The organism is Methylomonas sp. 2BW1-5-20 (genome assembly GCF_052474515.1).
Genome location: NZ_CP184127.1, coordinates 1,284,486 through 1,299,308 on the forward strand (window position 1 = coordinate 1,284,486; position 14,823 = coordinate 1,299,308).

The following is a 14,823-nucleotide window of genomic DNA, read 5'->3' on the forward strand; positions in this document are numbered from 1 at the left end:
TGACTTACTTATCAGGCATTTGATAGATTCCCACCCAAGAATCACGAATGTGAAAAATACGGCCATTGAGTAATTTATCACGATACAAACATTCCACGCCTAAGCATACTGAGTTTATCCAGTCGTATTTTTTTGCAAGGTCTAGATTGAAGTCATGCCAAAGGATAAAACCACCCGGTTTCATATGGCTTAATATTTTATTGGTATCGTTATAAACGAATTTAGTGTCATGACACCCATCGATAAATGCGACATCTATAGTTCCGATATCTGGAGTCCATGTTTCTGTATTGGCATAAATCTGGGTAATATTGGAAATGTTTCTGCGGCGAAACTCTATTCCTATTTGATCTCGTTCCATTGCTACCGTGGTCAGTACGCCGCCTTTGCCAGAATGAATATCTTCCGGCGGGATGTTAACCGTGAAAATTTTCGCTTCTGGAGCGTTTGCAGCCATCAAAACCGTTGCCATTCCATTTGCAGTTCCAATTTCTAATGCAATTTTAGGCTTTATATTTCTTATTACGGTTGCCAAGCTTTCGGCATCACGTATCCGGCGATCATTGACATCCTCAACGTAGTCAAAATCATAAATATCAGGTCGATCCAATATAGGGTTTTCTGACCAGTTAAAGATATTTTGTAAATCACGATAGGTGTTTAACTCAATCAAATTTCGATCAAGTTTGTTAAATAATCCACCAAACAATCTATTGGAAAGCTTGTGTTTTAGTGTCGTTAGTGTCGTCATCTAAGGCGTAAAGTTTAACGGTTTTCCAGTGTAGAAACGGTGCGAGCTTGCTTCTGATAGGTTCGCATAAGTATGCGCGATTGGTTAAGCCAGTTCGCTCCACGTCTAGTGAAATGTCTATTCCATTCGGGTAAATATTGCGAATATTAAAAATAGTCGCCTGAACTCTTAAGGTATAGGAAGTAGGAGCAAGTAAGTTGGCTGGAATAGTAACTTGTGAAGTATATCGTCCGGGTTCTGTTGTGGGAATTCCTTCGTGGTCTTCGTCATTAAAGCTTCGAATTAGCAAAATTTCTTGATTATCATATAGATCAAAAAATACGCGTAATCCTGTCGTTTTGACGAATACTTGGTAGTCAATCTTAATTTCTAAAGGCTTGCCATTTTCAATGTTAGAGAAAACGACATCTCCCCCTTGAGATAGTACTATACCGTGCATCCTGAATGCAGGATCTAATGGGAGGTTTTGAATGTATTTTTGCATTTGTTCTAGAGCAAAAAGCTTGTTGTGATCATCGCTTAGATAGCGTTCTATTGCTATTGATGTGTCGCCATCAAATATTTTTTCGCCATTGCTAATAATAATACTTCTATTACATAACTGTTGAACCGCCTGCATATTATGACTAACGAATAATACCGTGCGCCCTTGCGCACCAATTTCGTCTATTTTGCCTAAACATTTGCGTTGAAATAGTGCATCACCAACGGCTAATACTTCATCAACGATCAAAACTTCTGGCTCAAGGTGGGCGGCTACAGCAAATGCCAGTCGTACGTACATTCCGGATGAATAATGTTTAACTGGGGTATCCAAGAATTTTTCTACTTCAGCAAAATCAACTATTTCGTTAAATTTCGTTTGAATTTCTTGCTTTTGCATGCCTAATATTGCGCCATTCAAAAATATATTTTCTCTGCCAGTAAGTTCTGGATGGAATCCCGTTCCAACCTCTAATAAGCTGGATACCCGCCCATTTATGGTTGCTTTCCCTGTTGTCGGATGGGTTATGCGGCTTAATATTTTTAATAAAGTAGATTTACCTGCACCGTTTCGACCAATGATTCCTACTCGATCTCCCTGTTTGATTTCGAAGTTAATGTCTTTAAGCGCCCAGAATTCTTCGGTTCTTTCGGCTTTAGCATTGCTTTGAAGTGGATGTAATAAATTATTGCCAAGAGATTTAATGCCGCGACTGAGCGATTCTCCTAGGCTGTTATATTGATAACGGCTTTGCTGTTGATGCTGGATAATATATTTTTTGCCGAGATTTTCGACTTTAATTGCGCAACTCATTAAAATTTAATCGTGTTTATCAAAGGCTATCTGCAAACTGCCGTTCTGTGTGTATAAAATATCGATAACCAATTAATAGTAATGTTAGAGATATTGCATTGGATAGCAAAAATCCATCCAAATATATATTGGCGCTATCGCCAATGATCATCCAACGAAAACCATCAATTACACCAACCATAGGATTGAGCGAATACCATAAACGCCATTGTTCCGGTACGACTTGGCTGCTAAAGCCGACTGGGGATATATACAGACCTATCTGTACGATAAAAGGAATAACATAACGAAAATCTCGGTATTTTACGTTGAGTGCCGAGATTAGATAACCCAAGCCCAAGGCAGTGATTGCGGCCAACAATAGGAACAATGGCATCAACAGAATGTATATCGAAGGCTGGAAGCGATACCAAGCCATCAATGCCAGTAGTAGTACGAAGGATATCAGGAAGTCAACGATATTTACCAACAATGGCGCCGTGGGGGCGATAATCCTGGGGAAATAGACTTTGCTAATCATCGCCGAATTATTCACTACGGCGTTGGCGCTTTCGCTCAGCGTATTTGAGAAAAAATACCAGGGTAGCATAGCGGTAAACACCATGATGGCATAAGGTGCTTCGCCTTCCGTAGGTAGTTTGGCGATTCTGCCGAAAATCACAGTGAACACCAACATCGTCAGCAATGGTCTGATGACTGCCCAAGCCGCGCCTATGGCGGTTTGCTTGTAGCGGACTTTGAAGTCCCGCCATGCCAGAAAATAAAACAAGTCCCGGTATTCCCATAATTCACGCCCCGAGTCGCCCAGTGTTTTATTGGGGGTAATAACGATTTGTTGCCGGGTACTCATTTGATTATGCAATTTGGCTAATAGCTTACGTGAAGTTTGATATGGGCTCAGGTCAAGTTCGGGCCGGGATTTAGAGTTTGATGACCGACCAAGTGTAGTAGAAATGCTGTAAGGAACTGAAGTTTTTTTGCGGAAGCGAATACCTTCAATGCCAATGCCTAACTGTTACGAGGTCTTTCGATTGGCCACCACAAGGCTAGCGCACCGATCGTTTTTTGGGGAGTCCGGTGTATTTGGTTTTGAACGGTGTGGTTTTAGATCGTGTTTTGACTGTTTGGTCATCGCTTTTCGGCTGAAAACTCGGCACCAAATGCTGCTTGCCATTGCCAATTAAATCCGCGCGCCCCATGTCTTTCAAGGCATCCCGCAGCATTGGCCAGTTTTTCGGGTCGTGATAGCGCAGAAAAGCCTTATGTAAGCGTCGCTGTTTAATGCTCTTTGGAATCGCTATATCAGCGCTATTGCGAGCCACTTTGTGCAAGGTGTCTTTGCCGGAATGATACATGGCGGTGGCGATAGACATTGGCGACGGCAAAAACGCCTGCACTTGATCGGCACGGAAGCCGTTGCGTTTTAGCCATAACGCCAAGTTCAGCATGTCCTTATCTTCGGTGCCGGGGTGGGCGGCGATGAAGTAGGGGATCAGGTATTGCTCCTTGCCGGCTTCCTTCGAATATTTATCGAACATCTGCTTGAAGCGGTCGTAAGTGCCCATGCCGGGCTTCATCATTTTCGACAGCGGTCCTTGCTCGGTATGTTCCGGGGCGATTTTTAGGTAACCGCCGACATGATGAGTCACCAGTTCTTTGACGTATTCCGGGGTTTCCACGGCAATGTCGTAACGCAGGCCGGAGGCGATAAAGATTTTTTTGATGCCGGGCAATTTTCGGGCGCGCCGGTACAGTTTGACCAGCGGCGTCTGATCGGTATTCAAGTTGTGGCAAATGCCCGGATACACGCAGGACGGTTTGCGGCAGGATTCTTCGATTTTCGGATCCTTGCAGGCCAATCGCCACATATTGGCAGTCGGTCCTCCCAGGTCGGAGATATGGCCGGTGAAATTCGGCGAAGTGTCGCGGATGGCTTCAATCTCGCGAATGATGGAATCTTCCGAGCGGTTCTGAATGATGCGGCCTTCGTGTTCGGTGATCGAGCAAAAGCTGCAGCCACCAAAGCAGCCGCGCATGATCAACACGGAATGCTGGATCATTTCAAAGGCCGGGATATTGGCCTTGCCATATTGCGTGTGCGGTAGCCGGGAATAGGGCAGGTCGAACACACCGTCCATTTCCGGTGTAGTCAAAGGTAATGGCGGTGGGTTGATCCACACTTCGCGGTTGCCGTGGCGTTGAATTAATGCGCGGGCGTTGCCGGGGTTGGTTTCGCCGTGCATCACGCGCGAGGCGTGCGCGTACAGAATCGGATCGTCTTTTACTGCTTCGTAATCCGGCAAGCGGATCACGGTTTGCGTGCGCTGCTTGTTGGCGATGGGTTTGAATTGGATAACCTTTTCATCTGCCGCAAGTTCAGGCTTATCGTCACATGCCGGCATTTCCTGATAGGGATTCACATGAGAAATAACCGCGCCTGGCTTATCGATATCGGTGGAATCTTTTTCCATCCAGCCCTGCGGTACCTGCTTCACAAAATGCACGGTGCCGCGAATGCCTTTCAAATCGGCGATGGTTTCACCTTTTGCCAGACGCTGGGCGATTTCCACCACTTGTCGCTCGGCGTTGCCGTACACCAGTAAATCGGCCTTGGAATCCAGCAAGATGGACTTGCGCACTTTGTCAGACCAATAATCGTAATGGGCAATCCGGCGTAGGCTGGCTTCTATGCCGCCGATGACGATAGGCACGTTCTTATAGGCTTCCCGGCAGCGGTGGGCATAGACATTGACAGCGCGGTCCGGGCGTTTACCGGCTGCGCCGTCGGCGGTATAAGCGTCGTTGGAGCGGATTTTCTTATCCGAGGTATACCGGTTCACCATCGAATCCATATTGCCGCCGGTCACGCCGAAAAATAGCTTGGGTTGGCCCAGCCGTCTGAAATCCTCGGCACTATGCCAATCGGGTTGCGAGATAATCCCGACCCGGAAACCTTGCGCTTCTAAAACCCGCCCAATCACTGCCATGCCAAAGCTGGGGTGATCCACGTAGGCATCGCCGGTAACCAGAATAACATCGCAGGCATCCCAGCCCAATTGCTGCATTTCAGCCAGCGTCATCGGCAATTCCGGCGCCGGCCCGAAGCGGTGCGCCCAGTATTTTTTGTAGCCGAAGATGTTGGGAGCGTTGTGTATCACGATTTTATGATCCGGTTGAAGATGTTGGGGTTGTGGCGTTTTAGATCCAGCAGATAAGTGGGAAATTCCAGCTGATAGATCTGCTCCAGATGCCTGGCTTTATCGATCAGTTGCTTGATACCGGGCTTTGCCATGGCTTCGCCAAAGGCAAAACCGATCACATTACCGCGGCTGCGGACCGGCAAAAACAACATGCGCCGGTCGAATATGCGGCCCAGGTTCCAGGCCACTTGTTGGAACATGTCTTTGTCGGTACCCCATAGATTGATCACCAGCAGACCGTCCTTGGTTAGCAAGGTTCGGCAATTATCGAAAAAAGTTTCGCTACTGACTTCCGGTGCCATGCCGTCGTGGTCGTAAGCATCTATCACGATCAAGTCGTGTTGTTCGCTTTGCACCTGACTGGCCTGACGTACATGTTGCGCGCCGCAGCCAATCTTGATTTTCAAACGCGGATCGAACGGCAACCCGAAATGACTACGTGCCACTTTTAATACGCTGCCGCGAAATTCAACCACCTTGAGTCGGCAGTCGGCAAATTGGTGCAGCATGAATTTGGCGATGGTGCCGCCGCCTAAACCTATCATCAATACTTCGCGGGGCGTGTCGTGAAACATCAAGCCAGCCATCATGGCCCGTGCATACAGCGAATGGAGTCGGTCGGGTTCGGCCAGCAGCATACTGCTTTGCCGGGCATGCGAACCGAAGTGCAAGGCTCTGACGCCTTCCTTGTCAACGATTTCTATGACGCCTTCGTCGTCGTGGCTTTGGTGTACCACCAAGCCTTCATATTTGTACATGCGGTGTAGCGAACGGTAAAGATAAAGCTATTTTCCTTGAAAATCCGGCGCTTGTCTTGTAAATCGTGCGTTGATGACAATTTAGTCACCTTGTAAAAACAAGGGATATTGAGCCAGTGGCGCTTGTTTTACGGGTATGGGTGCGAATTGTTTCGCACCGTAAATCGAAGGTATGGAGAAGACGGTTTTGCTTATCGAGCAGATGGCGCGGAGATAAAAAATCAGTCCACTCGATAACCTTCCTCCATCAGCACACGTTTAACGACCGGACGCGATAACATCAAACGATAGTGCTTCAAGCAGTTTTCCGGCAGCGTAACGCCGGTTTTATCAGCCCAAAACTCAACGTAAAACAAAGCGGCATCGGCGATACTGAATGCGCCCAATGCATAGCCTTCGGCAGGTAACTGCTGGTTTAAAATCGCAAAGGCTTTATTGATTATATCCAGTCCTTGCGTCTTAACCGCCTCATAATCGGCAGGGTTAGGCGTGAATTTCTCCGTGGTAAAAATTCGGGCAAAGCCTTGGCCGTGCAGAGTGCCGACCGCATAGTCCATTAACTCGATAGCTTTGGCATCGCCGTCCGGATCGCCGGGTAATAATTTGGCTTTGGGATAGCTGCGGGCCAGCCAGTAGGCAATGGCTTGAAATTCTGTCAAGGCGGTACCGTCGTTGCGGACCAAGGTGGGAATGCTGGCTTTGGGATTGATGTCCAGATAATCGGCTTGATGCTGATCGCCAGCCAGCAAATTCACCATATAGGCTTCGAAAACCAGATCCAGCTCTTCCAGCAGAATGTGAATGCCGGTGGAGCAGGAGCCGGGCGTTAAATAAAATTTCATAAATTTTCCTGACGATAAAAGTGGGCCTTAACGGCATTCCAGAAAATAAGCGTTAACATCCAGCGCAAAATTCCGCCATAACAGGGCGATATCGCTGCGCACGGCACTGAGGTAAACCTGATCCGGTTTATGCTCGTCGGGAAAGTTGGAAAGTGCGCAGGATGTGCGATGTTTATCCACCACTAGCAACAGGAATTCGTCGATGAAACCGTCGAATTTAGCCAATACTGCTTTGGCTAAATCGCTTAAACCCTGATTGACGGCACTGGCACTATGATCGAAAGGCAGGGTCTTCAAATGAGTCAATGCGTCCTGATAGGTTTTTTCCAAAACGATCAGCACATTGCGTTGAAAACAACCATCCCATTGCTGATGAGACAGATCGTGGGCCAACAAGTGATCGTACTGTTTCTTCATACCGGCTTTTTGTTCGGAGATAAATCGGCTAAATTCGCCGATGCTGGCCGCGTTGAGCGCTGGATCGTTCATATCAAAGTCCTAAATTAAAGTGTTAATGCGGTAAAAACCCTATCGCTGGCTTCCAAGGCGCCTTCCATGTAGCCGCCGGATTTGCCGGCTGTTTCGGTTCCGCAGAAATGCAGTTTGTCTTGCCAGTGATCGAGCTGTAGGGCTCGATGACCGTACACGGGATGCTCGAATATGGGGGCGCGATCCAGTGCGGTGCTCGTAAATGGTTCTTGGCTCCAATCGTGAATGCGCAAATTTTGCGGGGTTGCCGCCGCTTCGCCGAATAAGCCAACCAATTGGCGAACGATAAGTGCCGGCAAACTATCGCGATATCGTTCTCGAAGTTCGGCTGGAAGGCCGCAGAAGCCGAATAAGCTCCCGGCGCCATAAGTTGCGGGGCAGGCATCGTAGACTTCGCCCAGTATTGCGCTTGGGTATGGCGCGCTAGCGTTGCCGGAATAGCCTTGCTGGCGCCAAAACGCCTTTGGATACACTAGGGCCGCCTTCGCATGCCCGGCCATCCAGGTGGGCGTGTTCCGCATAAGGCTGAGTAATTCGGGCGCGAGTGCCGGTTCGAAGCTAATGTTTTCCGCCACCAGTCTTGGGGGAACGGCCAATACGACTTGACGTGCGTGGTAAGTAAGACGCGTCCCTTCGGTTAAAAAGACCAGATCGACATGACTGCCTTGATCGATCAGATTTTGCAAGCGGTGTCCAAGATGCAATATATCCAATTGTATGCGTTGCAATAGCCCGGCGATAAACCGCCGGCAACCGCCTTCGACGCGTCTAGCCTCCGCGTGAGTTTGAGTGTCGACAAACGTAACGGGTGCGGCGTCGGCGCTAACTTGATAGAGGCTGTTGCCGCGATCCCATTGCGGGAAAAGCGTCAATCCCAGTCGTTCCGCAAGCGCCGAGATTCGCGGTTGATCGGCCGGCCATAGCCAAGTCGGGCCCAGGTCTACGGCAAAATCTTGCTCGGGTATCAGTTCGGACAAGATTCTGCCGCCGCAACGGTCTCTTGCTTCAAACACGGCGATATTGGATTTGTAAGGCTGCAGTTTTTCCGCCAAGGATAAGCCGGATAAACCGGCACCAACGATTGCCACGTCCAACATAGGGCTCATAGCGCCTGCGTGGTCCCGCACAACAGGGAATTGCTGCGCCATATGGGCAACTGCGGTGCTTCGGTGGATGCGCTCGGCATGATCAGCTTTTTACGGAAAACATCCCATACACCGTCATAGCGTTGCTGTACCCGAATGCTCCAACCCCAAACTATAGGTAAATGTACCGGCACCCAAATATAGCGCTTCGGTTGCTCAGGTCCGGCGTTTTGCATGAAGTACACCGTATATTTTTCCAAAACACTGACTGAAGCGACACTGCTGCCGGCGATTTGCGGCGGAATGGTTTGCGTGATTGCATGCTCGAGTAGCAGGGTGTCCAATAGGCCTTGCTGTTGCATCGTACCCAACGCCGTGATCGGCAAATTGCTTGAAGTACCCGGTAGATATAACACCGGGCCGGCATGCGCTGCTTCGGTGTCGAGTAACACGATGTTTTCGCCGTTGGCTAAATGCGCCGTCCGGGTCGATTCGACCAACTGCAATACACCGAGTTGGCTGCCATATGCGGCCGTAGCCCATTCCAGTTCAAAACGCGGCGTAATGCTTAGTACGGGGGTATTGTTCACTAAGCTTACTTCAGGCCCCGCCAAGCTTGTGCCTAACACGGTTAAACGGTTTTGACCCGGCTGTTGCGGATGGTCGGCAGCGATAGACAAGCATGTTTTGAGTAACGGGTTAAGCAATTCGCTGTTCCAAACAAATGCTTGTATGGGCGATTGCTTAATATCGACTGCTGTCGCGATTGCCTTATCTGTGCTCAGTTGGTAGGCGCCGAGCAAACCGTTTTGTAGATCGTGCTCCAAGTCGCCGAGTAGGCTATCAGCCGGATTTTGTGTATCAATGCGGTAGCGATGGCCCGCTTGTATGACCGGCTTGTTCGGTTTGAGTGAGGGAGGCGTCGGGCGGGGCAGAGGGAAAATGTTTTCCATGATTGGGTTGTTGATGGCGAATGCCCTCAGGCATTCAAGAATGAGGCCAATTGACTGTTATGACGCCGAATGGGCGTGAAAGGCATGGCTTCAAGGGCGTTACTGCCCCAACCGGACCCGGCAAACGATGTCGTGGATGCGACAAAAGCGGTGTTTTTGTAAGGAGAGTCGTACCATATGTTGGAACGCCGGTGGGGCTTGGTATTAGTGCACCATTTTGGTTAGTTTTTTCTCGGTAAAATTTTACGGTTATTTGCGTCAAACCCGCGCCGGCGCTGATATAATCGAATTTTTGACATGGGGGTTAGTATGGCTGTTGATCTGGTAGAGTTAAAGGCAGTATTAGGTAAAATGGAAGCTGCTCTGAGTAGCATCACTGAAATGGATTCGGAAGTGCTTGAATTCATCGATGCCAATTATTCGGAATTGTTGAACGATCAAAAAATGGTGCAGGTGTTTAAAAGCGTCGGCGATGCCGAGGATGAATTGCAAAGACAGTTAAATTTCTTACGCATTCGCATAACCGCCGGTATCCCGGAGTTTAAAGAAGTTTGCGACGCGGCAGCTTAAGCGTATTTCAATTGTTGTGATTAATTAGTAGATGTAAATGGGGGAGGCGATGCGTTTTTTGCTATGGCTGTCCGCAAAAAATCGACGTTGCTTTCCCCCTTTCGGATAACCTATCCGAAGCTCTGCAGTATTCCAGTTCATTCTCTTGTTTTCCTTGGCGCTAGCTGATGTGCCGAAAATGAAAACAGGCCCATCTTAATATCTCCATGGCAGCGTCAGTCTGGCAACGCCATCAGGAATTTGATAATTAGTTCATCAATGGTGAGTTTTGCCACCTGCCGTCGCTTTTTGCTCGCTACCCGGTAGCTTACTGTTCTGGCGTTGAAGCGCGAACTTGCCCGGTGCTTGGCTACATCAACAACACGCCGCAGCGTATTTGCAGACTAGGCTAGAGATTTTCCGATGGGCTGTCGGTTCCGACTGATTGTTCATTTCAGCCGGCATCGCGTAAAATCGCCAGCCAATATTACGCCCCCATTGGAGAGCAAATCATGAAATACCGTTTAATTGTCGCTTTGATGATGGTCGCAGGTGTCGCCTGTGCGGAAGAAGCCAAGGAAGAGTGGAACGAAACCACCTTAAAAGACGAAACGATCCAGAAAATTCAGCAGGCGCAGTACACCTATAAAAAATGTGTGGTGGATACGATGCGAAAGCCTGAATTTGCCAAGTTGGAAAGCCGCAATGCCACCGATGTAATCATTAAATCTTGCGAGCCGACACTGGCGGAAATACGTAAAGTGTATACCGATGCCGAAGTGCCGGGCGAGATAGCCGATCGGCATTTAAAAAAAATGCGTATCCAAGTAACACGCAACTTGCTGCAGGAATTGATGTATGCGGAAGCCGCGAAGAAAGCCGGTATGCCGGGCAACTGATCTTCCGCTTGATATGGTCTCCAAGTGAAATTTCGCAGAAGTTTAATACCGCACCGGTTTTAACTGTTTGCGTCAAGTTTGAACAAGAGACGGTTAAGCCATTGTTTCAATCACTAATCATCACCCGTTTTTCATGAATACCTACACTATCGATTTATCCCTGCGTCCCACCACCTTCGATTTGTGGCATGTGTGTCTGGCCGGTACCGCCGCCCTGTTGGCTTTGATCTTGATTGTGGTTTTAGTCTCGGTACTATTGGGCATGCGCCGTTGTAAATCGGCCGTACCGACAGTCGCTCCCATGGCGCCGCAACCGGAAGTCAAAATTGTTGAGAAGATTGTCGAAGTGGAAAAAATCGTCCAGGCGCCGGTACCGGAACCGGTAGTTTTGAAAGAGGCTACTCCCGACGCAGCTTTGCAATTATTGAGCTTGTTGCAAAAAGAAGCCCGCTTTATCGACTTTATCAAGGAAGACGTCAGCGCCTTTTCCGATGCCGAAATCGGCGCGGCGGCGCGGGTGGTGCATCAAGGCTGCAGCAAAGCCGTCAGCGAGCATTTCACCTTGGCGCCGGTCAGTAACGATCCCGAAGGCAACCGGGTGACTTTAAACAAAGGCTTCGATGCAGCGTCGTTTCGTTTGACAGGCAATATCGTCGGCGAGGCGCCGTTTACCGGTACTTTGGTGCATAAAGGCTGGCAAATCACCGATCTGCGTTTACCAAAACTAACCGAAGGCCATAACGCCAAAATCGTCGCGCCGGCCGAGGTGGAATTATGACCGCGCGTTATTCGGTCGGTATCGATTTAGGCACCACGCATTGCGTCTTGTCTTATGTCGATCTGGAAGCCGACGACGATCAAGTAGTGCTGGATGTGTTGGCGATTCCGCAACTAACCGGTCCCGGCACGATAGAAGACAAGGCGCAATTACCCTCATTCACCTATCTGGCGCATTCGGCCGAGATCGCCGAAGGCTCAACCGCTTTACCGTGGATCGGCAAACCCGAATACTTGGTTGGCGAAATCGCCCGCAATCTGGGCAGCAAAACCCCTATCAGGCTGGTGTCCAGCGCCAAAAGCTGGCTGTGCCATGCCGGCGTCGATTGCAAGCAAGCGATTTTGCCGGTGGAAGCACCTGAAGATGTGGAACGGATTTCGCCGTTTGCGGCTACCAAAGCCTATCTGCAACATTTGCGCGATGCCTGGAATCATCGTTTCCCGGAACAGCATTTACAAGATCAGGATGTCACCATCACCGTGCCGGCCTCGTTTGACCCGGCGGCGCGCGAATTGACCGTCGAAGCGGCGCGCGCCGTGGGATTAGGTCAAGCGGTATTGCTGGAAGAACCGCAAGCAGCCTTGTATAGCTGGATTGAAAACAGCGAAGGCGATTGGCGCAATCACGTGCAAATCGGCGATGTGATTTTGGTGGCTGACATCGGCGGCGGCACCACCGATTTGTCGCTGATTGCGGTCACCGAACAGGACGGGAATCTGCAACTGACCCGGGTGGCGGTCGGCGATCATATCCTGTTGGGTGGCGATAATATGGACTTGGCCCTGGCCTATACCGTGAAAGCCAAATTGGAACAAGAAAGCGGTAAGCGTCTGGAGTCCTGGCAATTGCAAGCCTTGACCCATGCCTGCCGGGAAGCGAAAGAAAAACTCTTCAATCAACCCGAGCTGGGCAGCATGCCTTTGGTGGTAGCGAGTCGCGGTTCGTCCTTGATCGGCGGCACTTTGCGCACCGAATTGACTCGGGACGAGCTGAACCGCATCTTGGTCGAGGGCTTTTTACCGTGGGTGCCCATTGAAGAAAGACCGGTGGTCAGGCCGCGCAGCGGTTTGCGTACCGCCGGTTTGCCGTATGCGCAGGATGCCGGCATCACCCGCCATCTGGCCGCATTTTTATCGCGGCAAAAAGAAGCGACCGGCGAGTTATCCGATCATGTGTTACCGCAACACGCCAGTTTCCTGCATCCGACTGCGGTGTTGTTCAACGGTGGGGTGTTAAAAGCCGGTTTGATGGCCGAGCGCTTGATGCAGATTCTAAATAACTGGTTGCAGGCCGAACAAGCCGCGCCGGCCCGGCTATTACAAGGCGCCGATCTGGATCTGGCGGTGGCGCGCGGCGCGGCTTATTACGGATTTGTCCGCAAAGGCAAAGGCGTCAGGATCAAGGGCGGCACGGCGGCGGCTTATTACGTGGGGATCGAGAGTTCCATGCCGGCAGTGCCTGGTTTACCTGCGGAAATCGAAGCCTTATGCATCGCGCCGTTCGGCATGGAAGAGGGCAGCGAACAGGAATTGCCCAATGACGAATTCGGCTTGGTGATCGGCGAACCGGTGCGCTTCCGCTTTTTTGGGTCAAAAACCCGCCGCGACGATGCCGTGGGTGTACGCCTGGATTATTGGCAAGACGACGAGTTGGAAGAGTTGGACGAGATTGAGATTACCTTGCCGGAAGAAGGCCGCCATGCCGGGGACATCGTCCCGGTGCATTTGTCGGCGGCAGTCACCGAAGTGGGGACTTTGGAGTTAAAAGCCGTTTCCAAACGCGATCAACAGCGCTGGAAAATCGAGTTTGATGTCAGGGCTGGCGAATCTTGAAATTAACTATAGATAGAGGCTGAGCCGCCGCTTTGGCCTCTGTAAAAACAAAACCCGCTTCTTTTCAAAGAAAGAAGCGGGTTTTTTATGATGGCTAGCTATATCTAAAGCCTTATTGCTGTTGATAATAAGGCTGTTGGTACTGCTGCTGCGGATATTGTTGATATTGCTGGTTCTGTTGCGGATATCCCTGTTGCTGCGGGTAACCCTGGTATTGCTGATTCTGCTGAGGGTAACTTTGTTGTTGCGGGTAGCCCTGCTGATACGGTTGATTTTGCTGCGGATAACCTTGTTGTTGATAAGGCTGGGTTTGTTGCTGTTGCTGCGGTTGTTGCGCGGCACCGGCATTTTGATTGGCGTTAATCGCCAACTCTACCCGGCGATTGATCGCGCGGTTGGCATCGCTGGTGTTAGGTACTTTAGGCGAGCTTTCGCCCAAGCCTTGTTGGGAGATGCGCAGGCGGTTTACGCCGCGTTGTCCCAAAAAGTTGGCCACACTGGTCGCCCTGGCTTCGGATAAGCGTTGATTGTCCGCATCGGAACCGACGTCGTCGGTATGGCCGGTTACCGAAATAGTCGATTCAGGGTAGCTGGTTAAAACTCTAGCCACCGGATCCAGCGCGTTTTGGGCCTCGGGGGTCAAATCGGCCTTGCCGAAGGCGAAAGTGACGTTGCTGGTACTGGGCATGCTCAGGGTTAACTGGTTTTCGGCGGTCCGTTGCACCTCAATCCCGGTGCCTTGCAGCGATTGCTGCATTTCCTCCTGTTGTTTATCCATGTAATAACCGACGCCCGCGCCGACCGCGGCCCCGGCCAATGCGCCCAGGCCGGCGTTTTTCCAGTCGTTACCACCAAATAAAGTGCCCGCGCCGGCACCGACCGCCGCGCCGATACCGGCGCCTTTACCCAGATTGCTCATACCCGATTGGCCGGTGTAGGGATTGTTAGCGCAAGCCGTGGTTAATGCCGCGATGATGCCCGATATAAGTATTTTTTTTGTCATAGTTTTTTCCAACGTGAGTGCCTAAAAACTCGAGAATTGTCCGCCGATACGACAATCCCCACAAGTGTGCGCGAATTAAAACCAAGCTTGCTTAATCATGGCTTAAAGCGCTGCAATCAAATCATCAGCGTTCGAGTTATTTTCTCCATCAATCAAGCTCGGAACCGCTACGACCGAGAAATTTTCTTGAACGATCGAGCTCCGAGCTCAATTGGCCGAGAAAACTTCTCGATCGACCGAGCTCTGAATTAGAACGTCCGAGCTATTTTCTCGATCGTTCTCCCTCAGCGCTGCATCGCTCGAGCTCCGAGCTAAAACGTTGGAGTAATTTTGTCCAATGCTCGAGAAAAAAGCTTGGCCGTCGGAGAAAATTTGGACAACGGCCAA

At 50.1% G+C, this 14,823-nt stretch carries 14 protein-coding genes; 4 read left to right on the forward strand and 10 right to left on the reverse strand.

Going from position 1 to position 14,823, the window contains the following annotated elements; genetic code table 11:
- Positions 1-4 precede the first annotated feature (4 nt).
- The 9 genes from ACH50O_RS05845 to ACH50O_RS05885 form a co-directional block, all read right to left on the reverse strand.
- Positions 5-751 (reverse strand): class I SAM-dependent methyltransferase, encoded by a 747-nt coding sequence (locus ACH50O_RS05845; protein ID WP_446811087.1) that lies wholly within the window; start codon positions 749-751, stop codon positions 5-7.
- Entirely contained in the window at positions 711-2,048 is a 1,338-nt protein-coding gene (locus tag ACH50O_RS05850) for an ABC transporter ATP-binding protein (RefSeq protein WP_446811088.1), read from the reverse strand. Before ACH50O_RS05850 ends, ACH50O_RS05845 begins: the two co-directional genes overlap by 41 nt.
- A 19-nt stretch (positions 2,049-2,067) precedes the next feature.
- The gene (locus ACH50O_RS05855; RefSeq protein ID WP_446811089.1) at positions 2,068-2,898 is read right to left on the reverse strand and encodes an ABC transporter permease; all 831 of its coding nucleotides are present in this window, start codon (positions 2,896-2,898) and stop codon (positions 2,068-2,070) included.
- 196 nt (positions 2,899-3,094) lie between these two features.
- Positions 3,095-5,206 (reverse strand): YgiQ family radical SAM protein, encoded by a 2,112-nt coding sequence (locus ACH50O_RS05860; RefSeq protein ID WP_446811090.1) that lies wholly within the window; start codon positions 5,204-5,206, stop codon positions 3,095-3,097.
- Positions 5,203-6,006 carry a spermine synthase gene (locus tag ACH50O_RS05865; RefSeq protein ID WP_446811091.1) on the reverse strand — a complete coding sequence of 268 codons (804 nt, stop codon included), beginning with the start codon at positions 6,004-6,006 and terminating at the stop codon, positions 5,203-5,205. The genes ACH50O_RS05860 and ACH50O_RS05865 overlap by 4 nt, the downstream gene beginning before the upstream one ends.
- Before the next feature lie 221 nt (positions 6,007-6,227).
- Positions 6,228-6,848, reverse strand: a complete 621-nt coding sequence (locus tag ACH50O_RS05870) for a glutathione S-transferase family protein (protein ID WP_446811092.1) — start codon at positions 6,846-6,848, stop codon at positions 6,228-6,230.
- 27 nt (positions 6,849-6,875) lie between these two features.
- The gene (locus tag ACH50O_RS05875) at positions 6,876-7,337 is read right to left on the reverse strand and encodes an amine oxidase (RefSeq protein ID WP_446811093.1); all 462 of its coding nucleotides are present in this window, start codon (positions 7,335-7,337) and stop codon (positions 6,876-6,878) included.
- 14 nt (positions 7,338-7,351) lie between these two features.
- Positions 7,352-8,443, reverse strand: a complete 1,092-nt coding sequence (locus ACH50O_RS05880) for a flavin monoamine oxidase family protein (protein WP_446811094.1) — start codon at positions 8,441-8,443, stop codon at positions 7,352-7,354.
- Positions 8,440-9,375, reverse strand: a complete 936-nt coding sequence (locus tag ACH50O_RS05885) for a hypothetical protein (protein ID WP_446811095.1) — start codon at positions 9,373-9,375, stop codon at positions 8,440-8,442. Before ACH50O_RS05885 ends, ACH50O_RS05880 begins: the two co-directional genes overlap by 4 nt.
- Positions 9,376-9,684: 309 nt before the next feature.
- Here ACH50O_RS05885 and ACH50O_RS05890 point away from each other — a divergent pair, with 309 nt between their 5' ends.
- The 4 genes from ACH50O_RS05890 to ACH50O_RS05905 all read left to right on the forward strand — a co-directional run bounded on the left by ACH50O_RS05890 (position 9,685) and on the right by ACH50O_RS05905 (position 13,433).
- Entirely contained in the window at positions 9,685-9,945 is a 261-nt protein-coding gene (locus tag ACH50O_RS05890; protein ID WP_446811096.1) for a hypothetical protein, read from the forward strand.
- A 491-nt stretch (positions 9,946-10,436) separates the two neighbouring features.
- On the forward strand, positions 10,437-10,823 hold the full coding sequence (locus ACH50O_RS05895; RefSeq protein ID WP_446811097.1) for a hypothetical protein: 387 nt from the start codon (positions 10,437-10,439) through the stop codon (positions 10,821-10,823).
- Positions 10,824-10,956: 133 nt separating this feature from the next.
- Positions 10,957-11,601, forward strand: coding sequence for a DUF2760 domain-containing protein (locus ACH50O_RS05900; protein WP_446811098.1), 645 nt, complete (start codon positions 10,957-10,959; stop codon positions 11,599-11,601).
- Positions 11,598-13,433 carry an Hsp70 family protein gene (locus ACH50O_RS05905; RefSeq protein WP_446811099.1) on the forward strand — a complete coding sequence of 612 codons (1,836 nt, stop codon included), beginning with the start codon at positions 11,598-11,600 and terminating at the stop codon, positions 13,431-13,433. Before ACH50O_RS05900 ends, ACH50O_RS05905 begins: the two co-directional genes overlap by 4 nt.
- 112 nt (positions 13,434-13,545) lie before the next feature.
- Here the strand turns inward: ACH50O_RS05905 and ACH50O_RS05910 are convergent, their stop codons facing one another.
- Positions 13,546-14,436 (reverse strand): OmpA family protein, encoded by an 891-nt coding sequence (locus ACH50O_RS05910; protein WP_446811100.1) that lies wholly within the window; start codon positions 14,434-14,436, stop codon positions 13,546-13,548.
- Positions 14,437-14,823: the final 387 nt, after the last annotated feature.

Coding starts and splice junctions, on each gene's coding strand:
- ACH50O_RS05880 (WP_446811094.1), bottom strand. CDS start 8,443: ATGAGCCCTATGTTGGACGTGGCAATCGTTGGTGCCGGTTTATCCGGC.
- ACH50O_RS05855 (WP_446811089.1), bottom strand. CDS start 2,898: ATGAGTACCCGGCAACAAATCGTTATTACCCCCAATAAAACACTGGGC.
- ACH50O_RS05875 (WP_446811093.1), bottom strand. CDS start 7,337: ATGAACGATCCAGCGCTCAACGCGGCCAGCATCGGCGAATTTAGCCGA.
- ACH50O_RS05905 (WP_446811099.1), top strand. CDS start 11,598: ATGACCGCGCGTTATTCGGTCGGTATCGATTTAGGCACCACGCATTGC.
- ACH50O_RS05900 (WP_446811098.1), top strand. CDS start 10,957: ATGAATACCTACACTATCGATTTATCCCTGCGTCCCACCACCTTCGAT.
- ACH50O_RS05890 (WP_446811096.1), top strand. CDS start 9,685: ATGGCTGTTGATCTGGTAGAGTTAAAGGCAGTATTAGGTAAAATGGAA.
- ACH50O_RS05845 (WP_446811087.1), bottom strand. CDS start 751: ATGACGACACTAACGACACTAAAACACAAGCTTTCCAATAGATTGTTT.
- ACH50O_RS05850 (WP_446811088.1), bottom strand. CDS start 2,048: ATGAGTTGCGCAATTAAAGTCGAAAATCTCGGCAAAAAATATATTATC.
- ACH50O_RS05885 (WP_446811095.1), bottom strand. CDS start 9,375: ATGGAAAACATTTTCCCTCTGCCCCGCCCGACGCCTCCCTCACTCAAA.
- ACH50O_RS05870 (WP_446811092.1), bottom strand. CDS start 6,848: ATGAAATTTTATTTAACGCCCGGCTCCTGCTCCACCGGCATTCACATT.
- ACH50O_RS05865 (WP_446811091.1), bottom strand. CDS start 6,006: ATGTACAAATATGAAGGCTTGGTGGTACACCAAAGCCACGACGACGAA.
- ACH50O_RS05895 (WP_446811097.1), top strand. CDS start 10,437: ATGAAATACCGTTTAATTGTCGCTTTGATGATGGTCGCAGGTGTCGCC.
- ACH50O_RS05910 (WP_446811100.1), bottom strand. CDS start 14,436: ATGACAAAAAAAATACTTATATCGGGCATCATCGCGGCATTAACCACG.